The organism is Terrabacter sp. Soil810, from assembly GCF_001429645.1.
Taxonomy (GTDB): domain Bacteria; phylum Actinomycetota; class Actinomycetes; order Actinomycetales; family Dermatophilaceae; genus Terrabacter.
Genome location: NZ_LMSW01000016.1, coordinates 196,345 through 212,196 on the forward strand (window position 1 = coordinate 196,345; position 15,852 = coordinate 212,196).

Sequence of the window (15,852 nt, forward strand, 5' to 3'; positions counted from 1 at the left end):
GGCAGCACCCGGACGGTCAGGACAGGACGAGCGTCTCCCCGTCGGGGTCGACGCCCACCGCGACCGTCGACCCGTCGCGGACCTCGCCCGAGAGCAGGCCGCGGGCGAGCCGGTCGCCGATCTCGCGCTGCACGAGACGGCGCAACGGGCGGGCGCCGTAGGCCGGGTCGTAGCCGCGCGCGGCGAGCCACTGGCGAGCCCCGTCGGTGACCTCGAGGGTGATGCGCCGGTCGGAGAGCCGCTCGGCGAAGGCCCGCACCTGCAGGTCGACGATGTGGGCGAGGTCGTCGCGGCTCAGGGCGTCGAAGACGACGACCTCGTCGAGGCGGTTGAGGAACTCGGGCTTGAACGCCGAGCGCACGACACCCATGACCGACTCGTGCCGCGCCTCGGGGCTCAGCGTCGGGTCGGTGAGGTACTGCGACCCGAGGTTGGACGTGAGCACGAGGATGACGTTGCGGAAGTCGACGGTGCGGCCCTGGCCGTCGGTCAGTCGGCCGTCGTCGAGCACCTGGAGCAGGATGTCGAACGTCTCGGGGTGGGCCTTCTCGACCTCGTCGAGCAGGATCACGGAGTAGGGCCGGCGACGGACGGCCTCGGTGAGCTGGCCGCCCTCCTCGTAGCCGACGTAGCCCGGGGGCGCCCCGATGAGGCGCGCCACGGAGTGCCGCTCGGAGTACTCCGACATGTCGATGCGGACCATGGCCCGCTCGTCGTCGAAGAGGAAGTCGGCGAGGCTCTTGGCGAGCTCGGTCTTGCCGACACCGGTCGGGCCGAGGAAGAGGAAGCTGCCGGTGGGCCGGTCGGGGTCCGAGACCCCGGCGCGCGTGCGGCGCACCGCGTCGGACACCGCACGCACCGCGTCGGCCTGGCCCACGAGGCGGGCGCCGATGTGCTGCTCCATGTGCAGCAGCTTCTCGGACTCGCCCTCCATGAGCCGGCCTGCGGGGATGCCGGTCCAGGCGGAGATGACGTCGGCGATGTCGTCGGCGCCGACCTCCTCCTTGACCATGGGCTCGTCGTCGCCGGGCGCGGCCGCGGCCTCGCGCTCCTGGGCGGTCGCGAGCTCCTTCTCGAGCGTCGGGATGTCGCCGTAGAGGATCTTGGAGGCAGCGCCGAGGTCGCCCTCGCGCTGGAGCCGGTCGGCCTGCGTGCGCAGGTCTTCGATCCGGGCCTTGAGGTCACCGACGGCGTTGAGGCCCGACTTCTCGGCCTCCCACCGGGCGTTGAGCGCCGCGAGCTCCTCGGAGCGGTCGGCGAGGTCCTTGCGCAGGCGCTCGAGCCGGTCCTTGCTCGCCGCGTCGCTCTCCTGCTCGAGGGCGAACTCCTCCATCTTGAGCCGGTCGACGGCGCGGCGCAGCTCGTCGATCTCGACGGGGCTCGAGTCGATCTCCATGCGCAGTCGCGAGGCCGCCTCGTCGATGAGGTCGATGGCCTTGTCGGGCAGCTGGCGGCCGCTGATGTAGCGGTCGGACAGGCTGGCCGCGGCGACGAGGGCCGAGTCGGCGATCGTCACCTTGTGGTGCCCCTCGTAGCGCTCCTTGAGCCCGCGCAGGATGGCGATGGTGTCCTCGACCGACGGCTCGCCGACGAAGACCTGCTGGAAGCGACGCTCGAGCGCGGCGTCCTTCTCGATGTGCTTGCGGTACTCGTCGAGCGTCGTCGCGCCGACGAGGCGCAGCTCGCCGCGGGCGAGCATGGGCTTGAGCATGTTGCCGGCGTCCATGGCACCCTCGCCGCCGGCGCCTGCGCCGACGACGGTGTGGATCTCGTCGATGAAGGTGACGATCTGGCCGTCGCTGCCCTTGATCTCCTCGAGGACGGCCTTGAGCCGCTCCTCGAACTCGCCGCGGTACTTCGCTCCGGCGATCATCGAGCCGAGGTCGAGGGAGTAGAGGGTCTTGTCGCGCAGGCTCTCGGGCACGTCGCCCTCGACGATGCGCTGGGCCAGGCCCTCGACGACGGCAGTCTTGCCGACGCCGGGCTCGCCGATGAGCACGGGGTTGTTCTTCGTGCGCCGGGAGAGCACCTGCACGACGCGACGGATCTCGGCGTCACGCCCGATGACGGGGTCGAGCTTGCCCTCGCGCGCGCGGGCGGTGAGGTCGGTGCCGTACTTCGACAGCGCCTCGAAGGTGCCCTCGGGGTTGTCGGAGGTGACGGGGCGCCCACCGCGCAGCTCGGGGATCGCGGCCTCGACGGCGTCGGCGTCGAGGCCGAGCTGACCCGTGCGCGCGAGGGCGAGGAGCAGGTGGTCGGTCGAGACGTACGAGTCGCCCATCGCCGTCATGTACTGCTGCGCCTGCGAGATGGCGCGGGCGGCCGTGGGCGAGAGCTGCGGCTGCTGGGTGCCGCCGGTGACCTGCGGCATCGAGGCCATGGCGCGCTCGGCGGTGGCGGTCGCGGCGGCGACGCTGGACCCCCCGGCGGTGAGCAGGGCCGGGGTGGTCGTGCCGCTCTGGGCTGCCAACGCGAGCAGCAGGTGTGCCGGCTCGATGTTCGGGTGGTGCTTGCCCGTCGCGGTGGTCGCGGCCTGGGCGAAGGCCTCCTGAGCCTTGTTGGTCAGCTGTAGGTCCATGCGTACTCCTGGTGCGGGGATCGGTTCACTGGGATCAACTGGCGCGGAGTTGAGTCTATTCCACTCAACTTCCTGCGGAACCAGAAGGTGACCGGGCCCTCAGGTCAGGCAGAACTCGTTGCCCTCCGGGTCCTGCATGACGATGTAGTGGTCCATCTCGGTGACCGTCTCGCGGACGACGGTGGCCCCGAGCGCGACCAGACGGTCGGACTCGGCCTGCAGCAGCTCGCCCTTGCCCTCGGCCGGACCGGGAACGCCGCTGACACGGACGTCGAGGTGCAGCCGGTTCTTGGCCGTCTTGCCCTCGGGCACCTTCTGCAGGAAGACCCGTGGCCCGGCGCCGTCGGGGTCGACGACGGCGTACGCGTCGTTGTGCCGCTCGGGCGGCAGCCCCCAGGCGGTGAGCGCCTCGGGCCACGTCGCGAAGCCCGGCGGCGGGGCGTCCTCGACGTAGCCGAGCACCTCGGCCCAGAAGCCCCCGAGCGCACGGGGGTCGCCGCTGTCGATCGTCACCTGGAAAGCGCGCGCCATCATCACTCCTCAGTCGTGCGGGTCGGGGTCGTACCAGCCGTCGTGGGCCGCGGCGAGCGCCTGGAAGCGGACGGCATACGCCGGGTCGGAGGGGGTGCGCACGTAGACGGCCCACTCGTGGTCCTCGGAGTCGTCCTCGCCCGCGAGCGCCTCCCGCACCACCCGGACGTCGGGGAGCCCCTCGGCCTCGAGCTCGTCGGCGAGCGCCTCGGCAGCCTCGCGCTCCGGAAGCACGATGAGGTGCGGCGCGTCGTCCGTCGGGCTCACGGTCCCAGACTAGGGCCGTCCCACGACGTCGTCGGGCTCCGCGCCGGTCTCGATGACGCGCTGGGCGACCTCGCGCAGCTTGACGTTGTGGTCCTGGGACGCGCGCCGGAGCACGTGGAAGGCCTCCTCCGACACGATCCGGTGGCGCTCGATGAGGATGCCCATCGCCTGGCCGACGAGCCGGTGGCTCTCGACGGCCCGCTCGAGGTTGGCCTCGTTCTGGCGGAAGCGGTCGACCGTGACGATCCGGTCCACCGCCTGTGCCAGCGAGTGCAGGAGCAGCTCGGCCACGGTCCGCTGGGCCGTGCCCGGACCGGGGCTGCGACCCACCCCGGCCCAGGCCCGACACGTGGCGTGGATGCCGGACGACTCCAGGAGGATGCCGCGGGCGCCGTCGCCGGCGCGGGGGTCTGCCGTCGTCCCGCCGGTCTCGAGGGGCCCGGAGAGGACCTCCCGGACCGCCGGCGACAGCGCCGAGGGCGGGACGACGCCGGAGGCGCTGGCGAGGAGGTCGTGCTGGGTCGCCGTGACCCGGAGGACGGCTTCGCCGGCGAGTGCCTCGCCGATCGCGGAGGCGGCCACCGCGAGAGCCTCCTCGAGGTCCTCCGAGCGCACCAGCTGGCGGGCCGCCGAGGTGATGCGCACTGCCGTGTCGAGCGGACGGTCGTCGTCGTTCGCTGTGATCGCCGGACGCAGGACGCTCAACGGGGCCTCCAGGGTATGCGTGGGAAGGCCCGCGAACTTGGAGGCAGCACAGTGTTGCATCCCGCCACGCCGCCGGACAAAACACGACACGACCAAATTGAGGCACGGCCAATTCCCGCGCGGCACAAGGCCGCACGCACGCGACAGAGGCGGTCAGGCCTGGTCGGGGTCCTGCCCGCTCTCGACGACCCGGGCCGCGAGCTCGCGCAGCTTGATGTTGCGGTTGAGCGAGGCCTGCCTCAGCATCTCGAAGCTCTGCGTCGCCGTGATCCGGTGGCGCTCGATGAGGACACCGACGGCGTGGCCGATGAGCCGGTGGCTCTCGATGGCCTGCTCGAGCTGGTGCTCCTTCTGCGCGCGGGCCCGCTGCGCGACCACGCGGTCGACGGCCTGGCCGAGCGACTGCGCGAGCAGGTCGCCGACGATGAGCTCGTCGCTCGAGACGAGCCGAGGCTCGTCGAACTGGACCCAGGCGCGACAGTCGGACTCGTGCACCGTCGGGAGGAGCAGCAGGCCCTCTCGCTTGTCGCCGACGAGCACGTCGTGCCGGTGCGGCGAGGACTCGAGCCCCTGGCGTACGCCCGGGTCGAGGTCGCCGACCGCCACACGTCCGCGCGGGGACAGCACGACCGGCTCCCCCTTCGTCGGCGAGACGCGCAGCGTCACCGCACCGTCGAAGAGCACGGTGAAGCCGGTGACGGCCGTGGCGAGGACCTGGTCGAGCTCCTCGGCGACGGCGAGGTCGACAGCAATCCGGGCCGCGAGCTCGCGCCGCATCCGGGACTCGCGCTCGCGCGTCTCGTCGCGGACGACGACGATGACGAAGCCGTCGTGCTCGGCCGTGCCGGGCACGCTCGCCGACCGGACGTGAACCCACGCCTCGCCGCCACCACGGCGCAGGATGCGGTAGCGGTCGTCCTCGACAGGTCGTCCGGACTGGAGCAGCTCCATCCGTCGCTGGTGCTGGCGACGCTCGTCGGACGACTCCGACTCGGGGACCCACCACGGGTAGGGCGGCACGATCGGGCCGTCCGCGAGGGACCAGCCGAACGTCCGCGTGAACACGTCGTTGACCTGGATGACGAGACCCTCGCCGTCGACGACGACGAACGGTTCCTGGATGGCGCCGAGGATGGCCCGCAGCCAGGCGGCGTCGCGCGAGCGCGACCGAGCGCGCACGAGGTTGGCGGCGAGGCGCGCGCGGAGCTCCTGCGGCTGGAAGGGCTTGACGACGTAGTCGTCGGCGCCCTCGAGCAGCCCGGTCGTGCTGGCCTCGACGCCCGCACGCGCGGAGAGCAGGACGACCGGCAGGTCCCGCAGACCCGGGTCGGCGCGGATCTCGCGCACGAGCGTGAGGCCGTCCATCCGCGGCATCATGACGTCGGCGAGGACGATCGACGGGCGCCGGGTGCGGAGGTGGTCGAGGGCCTCGACCCCGTCGCGCACCGACACGACGTCGAAGTCGACGACGCAGTGGCGCGCGATGTAGTCGCGCATGTCGTGGTTGTCCTCGACGACGAGGAGCGTCGGTCGCACGTCGCCGCCCCTCGAGGTCGGTGACGCCGGGCCGGGGAGGTACGTCGCACCGTCGGTGGCGGGCTGCACCTCCGCCGCGACCTCGTCGCGCACGACCCAGCTGCTCGCCTCGTGGATGAAGGACTCGGCCGAGCGCGGCGTGATCGACGGGCGCGACGCGGCACGCTCGGCCGCCCGGCCCCACGGGAACGACACGGTGAAGGTGCTGCCCTGGCCCTGCCGCGACTGCACGGCGACCCGGCCCCCGAGCAGGTCGACGAGCTGGCGCACGAGCGACAGGCCGATGCCGGCGCCCTCGCGCGACCGCCGGTCGTCACCGCGGTCGAGCTGCCGGAACCGGTCGAAGACGAGGTCGAGGTCCTTCTCGGCGATGCCGATGCCCGTGTCGGTGACCGACACGGCGTACCCGTGCTCGTCGCCGCCCAAGTGGAGCGAGATCCGGCCGCGCGCGGTGAACTTCAGGGCGTTCGAGAGCAGGTTGAGCACGATGCGCTCGAACATGTCGACGTCGACGTAGGCCTCGTGGTCGAGGTCGTCGCAGACCACCTCGAACGCGAGTCCCGTGCGCTCGATGGCCGGGCGGAAGTTCGCGGCGATGCCGGTCGTCAGCTCCTCGACGTCGGCCGGGACCCAGTGCGGCTCGACCGCCCCGGCCTCGACCCGGGTGAGGTCGAGGATGCGGTCGACGAGGCCCGCGAGGCGGTCGGTGTTGCGGCGGATCAGCTCGAAGCGCTGGCGCTGCTCGGGGTCCAGGCCGTCGGCGGCGAGGGCGTCCTGCACCGGGCCGGCGATGAGGGTCAGCGGCGTGCGCAGCTCGTGGCTGACGTTCGCGAAGAAGTCGGACTTGGCCACGTCGAGCTCGGCCAGGGCCTCGGCGCGGTCGCGCTCGTCCTGGAGGCGGCGGATACCGCTCAGGGCCATCGCGACGTGGGAGGCGCACAGCTCGGCATAGACCTGGAGCGTCGCGTCCCACGGCTGACGGGGGTTCTCGGTGAGCAGCAGGTGTGCCGTGGGCTCGAGCAGGCCGGGCTCGACGACGGGGACGACCCGGACCGGGCGGCCCTCGTCGTCGACCGTCGGCAGCGCGTCACCGGGTGCAGCCCAGCGGAGGTCGCTCGCGAGGTGGTCGTGGCTGTCGGCACCCAGCACGTCGAGGGCGCGACGGCGTACGTCCTCGGAGTCCTCGGCGTCGGCCAGCGCGGCGACGAGACGGGCCGAGACGTCGGCACGACGCTCGGCGAGCACCTTCGTGGTGGTCTCGGTCGCGACGTTGAGCACGCCCACGACGGCTCCGGCCTCGTCGTGGATGGCGCCGTAGGACCACGTGAAGTAGGCCTCCTCGAGGTAGCCGGCACGGTCGACGACGAGCAGCTCGTCCTCGACCCACGTGGCGGGGCCACCCGTGGTGACGCCCTCGAACATCGGTCCGATGACGTCCCACACCTCCGGCCACACCTCACGCACCGGCCGGCCCCACGCATCGGGGTGCTTGCTCTCGCCGAGGAGGGTGCGGTAGCCGTCGTTGTAGACCATGTCGAGGTCGGGACCCCAGCACACGAGCATGGGGAAGCGCGACGACAGGCACACGTCCACGAGGATGCGCAGGCTGGCCGGCCACGTCTCGACCGGGCCGAGCGGTGTCGCGGACCAGTCGGTGCGGCGGAACAGGTCGAGCATCTCGCCCTGACGCGGCGGCACGCCGTGCGGGTTCGTCATGGGGGCGCCGAAGAGGGCGCCCTCCGGGTGGTGCGGGGTCACACGACCTCCGGGACTGGGGTCAAGAAGCTGCCTCCGGCGGCATTCCACAACGGCGCCCCGTCTGCTTGAGGCGAGCACAGTGTGGCACACGCGGGGGGTCCCGCGAGCCGGGACGCTAGCGTTCCGGCCGCCACACGACGAGCGCCTGCGACGACGGGGCGCGCGGCGGACGCTGGCCGGGTCGGACCGCGACCACCTCTCCGCGCGGACCGACCGCGAAGACCCGGGCCCCGGCAGACAGGGCGGCCTGGGCCGCCGCCAGCTCGGCGGCGAGCTCCTCGACCCGCGACCGGAGCGCCGCCACGTGGTTCTCGAGGTCGAGGATGCGCTGGATACCGGCCAGTGAGACACCCTCGTGCGACAGTCGCTGCACCTCGCGGAGCAGCTCGACGTCGCGCGTGCTGTAGCGCCGGCCGCCGCCACGCGTGCGCGACGGCGACACGAGACCGAGCCGGTCGTACTGCCGGAGCGTCTGGGCGTGCATGCCCGCCAGCTCGGCCGCGACGGAGATGACGAAGACCGGCGCGTCGTCGTCGTGCCCACCGGGGCGGGCACTCTTGCGGGCCATCGTCGTCCTCCGTCCGTCGGGTCTCGTCGGTGGTGGTCAGGCTCGGGCGCGCTGGAAGAGGTCGGCCCGCGGGTCGTGGCCGTTCTCAGCGGCGGCCATCCGCTCGACGGCCTCGCGCGCCTCGTCGGTGAGCCGCTGCGGCACGACGACCTGGACCTTGGCGAGCAGGTCGCCCGTGTGGTCGCCACGCTTGACGCCGCGGCCCTTGAGCCGCAGGACGCGTCCGCTCGGCGTGCCCGGGGCCACCTTGACCTTGACCGAGCCGCCGTCGAGCGTCGGGACCGCGACGGTCGCACCGAGCGCCGCCTCCGCGAACGTGACGGGCAGGTCGAGGGTGAGGTTGTCGCCGTCGCGCCCGTAGACCGGGTGCTTGTCGACGGCCACGGTGAGGATGAGGTCGCCGGCCGGAGCTCCCGGGTCGCCCTGACGACCCTTGCCGCGCAGGCGGATCCGCTGGCCGTCCTTCACCCCGGCGGGGATGCGGGCGTTGATGCGGCCGAGGTCGGGCGAGCTCAGCGACACGGTCGAGCCCTCGACGGCGTCGCGGAAGCCGATGCGCGTGCTCGCCTGGACGTCGGCACCGGGGCGAGGCCCGGCCGGCGCGCCGTAGCCGCCGTAGCCGGCGCCGGGAGCACCACCGCCGAACATCTGACCGAGGATGTCCTCGAGGTTGGGTTGACCACCTGCGCCGCCGGTGTCGAAGCGCACGCGCTGGCCGCCGGGAGCCCCCGCTCCGCCGAAGGCGGAGAAGATGTCCTCGAAGCCGGCACCCTGCCCACCCGCGCCACCTGCCGTGAAGCGGGCGCCGCCGTGCGACATGGCGCGGATCGCGTCGTACTCGCGGCGCTTCTCGGGGTCGGACAGGACGGCATACGCCTCCCCGACCTCCTTGAAGCGCTCCTCCGCCTTGGCGTCGCCGACGTTGTGGTCGGGGTGCATCGTGCGCGCGACCTTGCGGTAGGTCTTCTTGATCGTCGCGGCGTCGGCGTCCTGGGGCACGCCGAGGATCGCGTAGAAGTCCTTCTCGAACCAGTCCTGACTAGCCATGGCGCACCTCCTCGTTCACGGTGACTCTCACGCTGCTCCCATCATCGTGTATGCCGCCGGGCTGCGTGTGCAGCCCGGCGGCGGACGTCTCAGGCGGGGTCGGCAACCGAGACCCGGGCGGCACGGACCAGCCGGTCACCGATGCGGTAGCCGGGCTGGAGCACCTGGACGACGGTGGTGCCCGTTGCCCCCTCGGGGAGCTCGGCCTCGACGTGCATGAGGGCCTCGTGCACGTTGGGGTCGAACTCCTGGCCGGCCTCACCGACGCGCTCGACGCCGAAGCGGCCGAGGGTCGCCTCGAGCTTGTCGGCGATGGACGCGAACGGACCGTCGGCGAGGTCGCCGGCCTGGCGGGCCATGTGGATGTCGTCGAGGACCGGGAGCAGCGACTCGACGACGCTGCCGACCGCGGTGTGGCGGATGACCTCGCGGTCGCGGTCGACGCGCTTCTTGTAGTTGACGTACTCGGCCTGCAGTCGCTGCAGGTCGGCGAGCAGCGTTGCGGCCATGGTGTCCTCCTCGGCGAGGACGACGCCCTCGGCCTCCGAGGGCTCGCCGGACTCGCTTGCGGTGTGGTCGAACTCGTCCTCACCACCGGGCTCGGACGAGGCGCCCGGGCCGCCCTCGTAGTACGTGTGGTGGCGCTCGCCGTGGGCCGAACCGCCCCGCGGCGGGGTGCCGGCGGCGTCGCCGCCGGCACCCGTCGCGCCCGATGCGGTCACGTCAGGCTGCTCGCCGGACGTGCCGTGCTTCGGGGACTCGGTCACTTGGCGTCCTTGACCTCGTCGTCGTCGACGACCTCGGCGTCGACGACGTCGTCGTCGGACGCGTCGGAGGCACCGGACGTGCCGGACGTGCCGGACGCGCCGTCGCCGGAGGGCGATCCGTCCTGCCCGGCGGCACCCGCGGCGGCGTTCGCGGAGGCCTGCTCGGAGGCGTACACGGCCTGGCCCATGGCCTGGGACTTCGTGTTGAGGTCCTCGACCTTGGCCTTGATCTCGTCGGCGCCGGCCTCTGAGCCCTCGGCGATGGCGGCCTTGAGGTCGGCGAGCGACTCCTCGACCGGGGTCTTGACGTCGGCCGGGACCTTGTCGCCCGACTCCTTGAGGAAGGACTCGGTCGAGAAGACGAGCTGCTCGGCCTGGTTGCGGGCCTCGGCCTCGTCGCGACGCTTGCGGTCCTCGTCGGCGTGCGCCTCGGCGTCCTTGACCATCTTGTCGATCTCTTCCTTCGACAGGGCCGAGCCACCGGTGATCGTCATCTTCTGCTCCTTGCCGGTGCCCTGGTCCTTGGCGGAGACGTTGACGATGCCGTTGGCGTCGATGTCGAAGGTGACCTCGATCTTCGGCACACCACGCGGGGCCGGCGCGATGCCGGTCAGCTCGAAGGTGCCGAGCGACTTGTTGTGCTGCGCGATGTCGCGCTCACCCTGGAAGACCTGGATGAGGACCGACGGCTGGTTGTCGTCGGCGGTGCTGAAGATCTCGGAGCGCTTGGTCGGGATCGCGGTGTTGCGCTCGATGAGCTTGGTGAACAGGCCACCCTTGGTCTCGATGCCGAGCGAGAGCGGCGTGACGTCGATGAGCAGGACGTCCTTGCGCTCACCCTTGAGGACGCCGGCCTGCAGGCTCGCGCCCATGGCGACGACCTCGTCGGGGTTGACCCCCTTGTTGGGGTCCTTGCCGCCGGTCATCTCCTTGACGAGGCTGCTGACGGCCGGCATGCGGGTGGAGCCGCCGACGAGCACGACGTGGTCGATGTCGGCGACCTTGATGCCGGCGTCCTCGATGACCTTGTGGAACGGCGCCTTGGTGCGGTCGAGGAGCGACTTCGTCATCTGCTCGAACTGCGCGCGGGTGAGGTTCTCGTCGAGGTGGATCGGGCCCTCGGGCGTCATCGAGATGTACTGCGCCGAGATGTTGGTGCTCGTCGCGGTGGAGAGCTCCTTCTTGGCGCGCTCGGCCTCGTCGCGAAGGCGCTGCATCGCGATCTTGTCCTTGGACAGGTCCTGGCCGGTCTTGTTCTTCACCTGGGTGATGAGGTGCTGGACGACGACGTCGTCCCAGTCGTCGCCACCGAGGTGGTTGTCACCGTTGGTCGCGCGCACCTGGATCGTGGCGAAGCCGTCCTCGGCGTCCTTGCCGACCTCCAGGAGGGACACGTCGAACGTGCCGCCACCGAGGTCGAAGACGAGGATGAGCTCGTCCTCCTTGCCCTTGTCGAGGCCGTAGGCGAGGGCGGCAGCGGTGGGCTCGTTGACGATGCGCAGGACGTTGAGGCCCGCGATCTCACCGGCTTCCTTGGTGGCCTGGCGCTCGGCGTCGTCGAAGTAGGCGGGGACGGTGATGACGGCGTCGGTGACGGTCTCACCGAGGTAGGACTCGGCGTCGCGCTTCAGCTTCTGGAGGATGCGCGCGCTGATCTCCTGGGCGGTGTACGTCTTGCCGTCGATCTCGGGCGACTTCCAGTCGGTGCCCATGTGGCGCTTGACCGAGCGGATCGTCCGGTCGACGTTGGTGACGGCCTGGCGCTTGGCGACCTCGCCGACGAGCACCTCGCCGTTCTTGGAGAACGCGACGACGGATGGGGTCGTGCGACCGCCCTCGGCGTTTGAGATGATGCTCGGCTCGCCGCCCTCGAGGACGGAGACGGCCGAGTTGGTGGTACCGAGGTCGATTCCGACGGCACGTGCCATGGGTGACTCCTTGATGATCTAGGTGGAGACCGGGTGTTGCTGGTGGTCTGGTGAAACAGGTCCTCGCTCAATCTGCTCCGGCTCCGACGTGATTGTCAAAACCGCACTCGCAAATCTTGCGCTCACCCCACTCAACTCTGGGGTCGCTGGGATTGTTCCCGCCGGGGCAGGGCGCCCGGTGCACGCCACAGGGTCCGTCGCTAGCGTCGGTGGCGGGAGGTGCCTCATGCCGCACACGACCCGCACCGCGCTCGCCGCGGCCACCGTCCTCGGCCTGGTGGGGCTTTCGACGACAGCCTGCTCGTCGGGCCCGCCGGCGCCGACCGGGACCACCGCCGCCACCACGAGAGCGGTGACGACCTCCGCGCCCCCGTCCAGCCCGACGACGAGCAGCGCACCCTCACCGACGACTCCGACGCCGTCCTCGACGACGACGTCCAGCGGCCCGGCCACCCCGACGAGCCCCGCACCCACGTCGAGGGCCGGCCGGGCGACGGGCAGCGCGACCGTCGTGCGCACGCTCGCCACCGGGATCGACGTGCCATGGGGCCTGGCCCGGTTACCGGACGGGACCGTCCTCGTCTCGGCCCGCGACAGCTTCCGCATCTACCGGCTCGACGTCGCCGCCTCTCACCTCACCCGTGTGGGCACCGTGCCCGGCGTCGTCTCGAACGTCGCCCAGCAGGGCGAGGCGGGCCTGCTCGGCATCGCCGTCTCGCCCACCTTCGCGCACGACCGCCTCGTGTACGCGTACTACTCGACCGCGGGCGACAACCGGATCGCCGCCATCCCCTGGGACCCGACGGCACCGGCCGGTCGCCAGCTCGGCACGCCGCGGGTGCTCGTCACGGGCATCCCCCACAACGTGCACCACAACGGCGGACGTCTCGCGTTCGGCCCGGACGGCTACCTCTATGCGACGACCGGCGAGGCGCAGCAACCGGCGGTGGCCCAGGACAAGGGCTCGCTGGGCGGCAAGATCCTGCGGATGACGACGGCCGGGCGCCCGGCTCCCGGCAACCCCTTCGGGACGCTCGTCTGGTCCTACGGGCACCGCAACGTGCAGGGCATCGCGTGGGATGCCGCGGGTCGGCTCTGGGCCTCCGAGTTCGGCGACCACAGCGAGGACGAGCTCAACCTCATCCGGCCGGGTCGCAACTACGGCTGGCCGCAGACGGAGGGGCGCACGAGCAGGGCCGGGGTCACCGGCCCCGTCGCCCAGTGGGGCCCACCCGAGGACTCCCCGAGCGGCATCGCGATCGCCCAGGGCTCGGTGTGGATGGCTGCCCTGCGCGGGCAGCGGCTGTGGCGGATCCCCCTCGACGGCACGGGGACCGCGGCGGCTCCCCGGGACTTCCTCGTCGGACGCTACGGCCGGCTGCGCGGCGTCCTCACGGTCGGGCCGGACACGCTGCTCGTGACGACGAGCAACCGCGACGGTCGCCAGAGCCCCGGAGCCGGCGACGACCGCATCCTGCTCGTCCGCGTCACGTGACCAACTCGACAGGTGTGACTGGACAGTTTCACCTGTCGAGTTCTACGGTCGAGTCATGGCATCAAGGAGCACCACCCGAGTCGCGACCGACGGCTCGCACGCCATCGCGCCGACCGCGGGCCGCGCCGCCCACGACATCCGGGTGACCTTCAGCCGACTGCGTCGCCGGCTGCGCGACGTCGCCGAGCTCGACGGTCTCACCCCCTCCCAGACCGCCGTGCTGAGCCGGCTACTCGGCGACGGCGACGCGACCGCCAGCGCCCTGGCGGCCGGCGAGCAGGTGCGGCCGCAGTCGATGGCGGCGACCCTCGCGGTCCTCGAGGAGCGCGGCCTCGTCGAACGCCGCCCCGACCCCACCGACGGCCGCCGCCAGCTGGTGTCCCTCACGACCGCCGGGCGCAGCCGCATCGACGTCAGCCGCGCCGCCCGCGAGGAGTGGCTCTCGAGGGCCCTCACCGACCACTTCACCGAGGCCGAGCGCCGCACCGTCATCGACGCCATGGTCCTGCTCGACCGGCTCGCGCGCCGATGACCCGCGCTGCCGAGGCCGGCGCGGCCGCCGAGGCCACGGACCGTGCACGCACCCCGCCGGCCGGACGCTTCGACCGGCGCCTCGTCGCGCCGATGGTGCTCGGGTCGGTGCTGAACCCCGTCAACTCCTCGATGCTCGCCGTCGCGCTCGTCCCGATCGGCCTGGCCCTCGGTGCTCCGCCATCCTCGACGATCTGGCTCCCGCCTCGATGGTGCTCATCCGCAGCGAGTCGGTGCGCACCGGCACCGACTCGCCCGCGGGCGTGCTCGCCGCCCTCTCCGCGGCGAACCAGACGGTGGCCGTCATCGGCCCGACCGTCGGCGGCCTGCTCATCGGGCTCGGCGGCTGGCGCACGATCTTCACCGTCAACGTGCCGCTCGCGCTCGCCTGCCTCGTTCTCGGGTCGCTGCGCCTGCCCCGCGAGGAGCAGCTGCACCGCGACGACGACACGGGCGCCCACGGGGGCTCGACGTCACCGGCATGGCGCTCTTCGCCGCGACCCTGACCGCACTGCTGCTCTTCCTCATGCAGCCGGCGGCGGCGCGCTGGCCGCTCCTGCTCGTCGTCGCCGTCGCCGTCACGGGCCTGGTGCTGCGCGAGCGGCGCGCCGACGACCCGTTCATCGACGTCCGCCTCCTGGCCGGCAACGCTCCCCTGGTCGCGACGTACGTCCGGCAGCTGCTCGCCTCCACGGTGAGCTACGCCTTCCTCTACGGCTTCACCCAGTGGCTCGAGCAGGGCCGGGGCCTCACCGCCACGGGCGCGGGGCTCGCGCTGCTGCCGATGTTCGTCGTGGCCATCGCGGTGACGACGGTCTTCGGTCGTCGTGAGCAGGTGCGCGGCAAGCTCGTCGTCGGCGGCGCGCTGCAGGTGCTCGCCTGCCTCGGGCTGCCCCTGCTCCACGACGACTCACCGCTCTGGCTCGTCGTCGCCGTCGTCGGCGTGGTCGGGGTGCCGCAGGGACTCATCGGCCTGGCGAACCAGAACGCCCTCTACCGACAGGCCCACCCCGACCGCCTCGGCTCGTCGGCCGGGCTGCTGCGCACCTCCATGTACCTCGGCGCCATGGTCGCCGCCGCCGCCAACGCCGCCGCGTTCCCCGAGCGTGCCGACACCGCAGGACTGCACGCCCTCGCCGTGGTGCTCACGGTCGTCTCGGTCCTGCTCCTCGCGATGTCGGCCATAGACCGCTCCCTCCGCCGCCGATGCCCCGAAGCCGCACCCGCCCTCGGGCCGGACCCCGCCACACCACCGGTGCCCGACGCGCCGCAGGGACTCGGCGGACGGCTGCGCCGCACCTAGGGTTCGACCACCCGGCGCTGCTCGAACGCCGCGCGCAGCGGGGCGACGTCGGCGTCCGGCACGTGCTCGAGGGCCAGGTCGTACGTCTCCTCGACGAGGGCGACCAGCGCGGCGACCGCGACGTGCGGGGACGCGACGAGCAGGGCCCGGGTGCGCTCGACGAGCCGCTCCGGACGGTGGGCCAGCAGCGTCGCCTCACGGTCCAGCCACTTGTGGAAGGGGTGTGGCATCCACACCCGGTTGACGGCGAAGAGGGCGTCGAGGACGCCCTGCACCCCGTCGAGGAGGTCGCGGTGCAGCAGCACGACGTCGTCCCGGTCCGCGAGCATCTCGAGCCGCTCGCGGGGTCGCAGGTCGAGGGCCTGGTGCACCTGGGCGACGGCCAGCGCCTCCGGGTAGCCGTCGCAGCGGGCGCGCCACGCGTCGATGACGTCGTGCCCGTGCAGCGGTATGCCGTCGCGCAGGGCCGTGACCCGCACCTGGAGCTCCGCCTCGGTGTCGCCCATGAGCGCCCGGTCCAGGTAGGTGTCGATGGTCGATGTCACGAAGCCGCTGACGTCGGTCTTGACGCCGCCGACGAGCAGGCCGTCGGCCCACTCGTGCTCGTCCTCCTCGGCGTAGACCCGGGTGAGCCCGGCGCCCTCGATGGCTGCCTCGCGGTCCGCCGCCGTCGGCGGTGAGGACCAGTAGACGTCGAGCTCGATGTCGGACGCCGCGTCGGCGAGCCGACGGGCCACCGAGCCGCCGATGAGCGCCGCCGCGACCTTGGGGTTCTCGGCATACGCTCGGACGGCCTTGCGCGCCAGCGCGATCCGCCGCTCGACCTCGTCCACGTGCT

The 15,852-nt window shown here is 72.3% G+C and carries 14 protein-coding genes; 4 read left to right on the top strand and 10 right to left on the bottom strand.

Annotated features, from left to right (window positions below):
- Nucleotides 1-16 precede the first annotated feature (16 nt).
- From clpB to dnaK, 9 genes are all read right to left on the bottom strand, one after another.
- Nucleotides 17-2,578, bottom strand: a complete 2,562-nt coding sequence (gene clpB / locus ASG96_RS21700) for an ATP-dependent chaperone ClpB (RefSeq protein WP_057589375.1) — start codon at nt 2,576-2,578, stop codon at nt 17-19.
- A 99-nt stretch (nt 2,579-2,677) separates the two neighbouring features.
- Nucleotides 2,678-3,109: a VOC family protein gene (locus ASG96_RS21705; RefSeq protein WP_056754368.1), complete on the bottom strand. Its 432-nt coding sequence runs from the start codon at nt 3,107-3,109 to the stop codon at nt 2,678-2,680.
- A 9-nt stretch (nt 3,110-3,118) separates the two neighbouring features.
- Complete coding sequence (locus ASG96_RS21710) at nt 3,119-3,376, bottom strand: hypothetical protein (protein WP_056751750.1); 258 nt, start codon at nt 3,374-3,376, stop codon at nt 3,119-3,121.
- A 9-nt stretch (nt 3,377-3,385) separates the two neighbouring features.
- A complete protein-coding gene (locus ASG96_RS21715; RefSeq protein ID WP_057589376.1) occupies nt 3,386-4,081 on the bottom strand; it encodes an ANTAR domain-containing protein in 696 nt (231 codons plus the stop codon).
- 153 nt (nt 4,082-4,234) lie between these two features.
- Nucleotides 4,235-7,375, bottom strand: coding sequence for an ATP-binding protein (locus ASG96_RS21720; RefSeq protein WP_057589377.1), 3,141 nt, complete (start codon nt 7,373-7,375; stop codon nt 4,235-4,237).
- A gap of 115 nt (nt 7,376-7,490) precedes the next feature.
- Complete coding sequence (locus tag ASG96_RS21725) at nt 7,491-7,943, bottom strand: heat shock protein transcriptional repressor HspR (RefSeq protein ID WP_056751739.1); 453 nt, start codon at nt 7,941-7,943, stop codon at nt 7,491-7,493.
- Nucleotides 7,944-7,979: 36 nt separating this feature from the next.
- The gene (locus ASG96_RS21730; protein ID WP_056751737.1) at nt 7,980-8,990 is read right to left on the bottom strand and encodes a DnaJ C-terminal domain-containing protein; all 1,011 of its coding nucleotides are present in this window, start codon (nt 8,988-8,990) and stop codon (nt 7,980-7,982) included.
- Nucleotides 8,991-9,079: 89 nt separating this feature from the next.
- Nucleotides 9,080-9,757: a nucleotide exchange factor GrpE gene (locus ASG96_RS21735; RefSeq protein ID WP_056751733.1), complete on the bottom strand. Its 678-nt coding sequence runs from the start codon at nt 9,755-9,757 to the stop codon at nt 9,080-9,082.
- On the bottom strand, nt 9,754-11,685 hold the full coding sequence (dnaK, locus tag ASG96_RS21740) for a molecular chaperone DnaK (RefSeq protein WP_057589378.1): 1,932 nt from the start codon (nt 11,683-11,685) through the stop codon (nt 9,754-9,756). Before dnaK ends, ASG96_RS21735 begins: the two co-directional genes overlap by 4 nt.
- 226 nt (nt 11,686-11,911) lie before the next feature.
- Here dnaK and ASG96_RS21745 point away from each other — a divergent pair, with 226 nt between their 5' ends.
- The 4 genes from ASG96_RS21745 to ASG96_RS23910 all read left to right on the top strand — a co-directional run bounded on the left by ASG96_RS21745 (nt 11,912) and on the right by ASG96_RS23910 (nt 15,014).
- Nucleotides 11,912-13,180, top strand: coding sequence for a sorbosone dehydrogenase family protein (locus ASG96_RS21745; protein WP_057589379.1), 1,269 nt, complete (start codon nt 11,912-11,914; stop codon nt 13,178-13,180).
- A gap of 55 nt (nt 13,181-13,235) precedes the next feature.
- A complete protein-coding gene (locus tag ASG96_RS21750) occupies nt 13,236-13,712 on the top strand; it encodes a MarR family winged helix-turn-helix transcriptional regulator (RefSeq protein ID WP_057589380.1) in 477 nt (158 codons plus the stop codon).
- Nucleotides 13,713-13,920: 208 nt separating this feature from the next.
- Nucleotides 13,921-14,217, top strand: a complete 297-nt coding sequence (locus tag ASG96_RS23905; protein WP_200962741.1) for an MFS transporter — start codon at nt 13,921-13,923, stop codon at nt 14,215-14,217.
- Nucleotides 14,193-15,014, top strand: a complete 822-nt coding sequence (locus ASG96_RS23910; RefSeq protein ID WP_200962742.1) for a hypothetical protein — start codon at nt 14,193-14,195, stop codon at nt 15,012-15,014. Before ASG96_RS23905 ends, ASG96_RS23910 begins: the two co-directional genes overlap by 25 nt.
- Here the strand turns inward: ASG96_RS23910 and ASG96_RS21760 are convergent.
- On the bottom strand, nt 15,011-15,847 hold the full coding sequence (locus ASG96_RS21760; RefSeq protein ID WP_057589381.1) for a hypothetical protein: 837 nt from the start codon (nt 15,845-15,847) through the stop codon (nt 15,011-15,013). The genes ASG96_RS23910 and ASG96_RS21760 overlap by 4 nt on opposite strands.
- Between the last annotated feature and the right edge of the window lie 5 nt (nt 15,848-15,852).